We start from the raw sequence: 1,156 nt of genomic DNA on the forward strand, positions 1-1,156 counted from the left end.
AAAGCCTCGATAAGAGGTTTTTTTATTTGTTCAATAATTCTTGATATTTTATTGTTATTACTCCGTTCATAAAATGTTTGACAGATAAAGCTCAAATATGTTAAAATTATTAGATGAACGAGAAGAATGATACCAGAAACTTAACCCAAAAAGAACAGGATATAATCCGAGAAAAAGCTGTTTTAATGGTTAAATCAGGTTTAACACAAACAGAAACAGCAAATCTTTTGGGTGTATCAAGACAGTCTGTTAATGGTTGGTATAACAATTATAAGGCTAATGGCAAGAAATCTCTTAAGTCAAAAAAAGAGGTAATCCTCAAGAGCCAAAATTAGTTGGTTATCAAGCTGCAGCAATTGTAAATATAATAAAAGACAGACACCCAGAGCAATTGAAGATGCCATTTGTCTTATGGACCAGAGAAGCAATACAACAACTAATAAAAAACAAGTTTAATATTGAAGTATCATTAACTACAGTTAGTCGTTATCTAGCAAAGTGGGGTTTTAGTTCTCAAAAACCATATAAAAAAGCTTACGAACAGAACCCTAAGCTTGTTGAAGAATGGTTAACAAATCAATACCCACAAATCAAAGAAAAAGCTAAAAAGCAGAAAGCAACAATATTTTGGGCTGATGAGACAGGATTAAGATCAACTCATTCTTCTAGAAAAAGTTTTTCTCCTAAAGGAGTTACTCCAGAAATAAAAATAAGTGCTAAAAGATTCAGTGTAAATATGATTTCAGCAATTACAAACTATGGTAATCTTAGTTTTATGACTTATACAGGTAGATTTTCCTCTAGAGTATTTATAGAATTCTTAAAAAGACTCATTAAACACAAAAAAGGTAAGATATTTCTTATTGTTGACAATCTTTCTGTTCATAAATCTAAAATGGTTAAAGAGTGGATTAACAAACATAAAAGAAGAATTGAGTTGTTTTTTCTGCCTCCTTATAGTCCAGATATGAATCCTGATGAGCTTTTGAATCAAGATCTAAAGGCAAATATCTATAAATCAAAGAGGCCTTCAGATAGAAATGAATTAAAATCAATGGTGATAAGCAAATTAAAAAGTTTTCAAAAAAATCCACAAAAAATTCAGAACTATTTTTCTGGTGTAAAAGTACATTATGCAAGTGCTTCTTAATCTTTT

General features: G+C 29.8%; 2 protein-coding genes. Both read left to right on the forward strand.

The features are described 5' to 3' along the window. The first annotated feature begins 113 nt into the window (after window positions 1–113). On the forward strand, window positions 114–335 hold the full coding sequence (locus AB1349_14535) for a helix-turn-helix domain-containing protein (GenBank protein MEW6558543.1): 222 nt from the start codon (window positions 114–116) through the stop codon (window positions 333–335). Between the two features lie 29 nt (window positions 336–364). Continuing rightward, window positions 365–1,150, forward strand: a complete 786-nt coding sequence (locus tag AB1349_14540; protein ID MEW6558544.1) for an IS630 family transposase — start codon at window positions 365–367, stop codon at window positions 1,148–1,150. The last annotated feature ends 6 nt before the right edge of the window (window positions 1,151–1,156 follow it).

This window comes from Elusimicrobiota bacterium, assembly GCA_040757695.1.
GTDB lineage: Bacteria > Elusimicrobiota > UBA8919 > UBA8919 > UBA8919 > JBFLWK01.

Bases quoted from the DNA above. Each gene is read 5' to 3' on its own strand.
- AB1349_14535 (MEW6558543.1), top strand. From the start codon at position 114: ATGAACGAGAAGAATGATACCAGAAACTTAACCCAAAAAGAACAGGAT.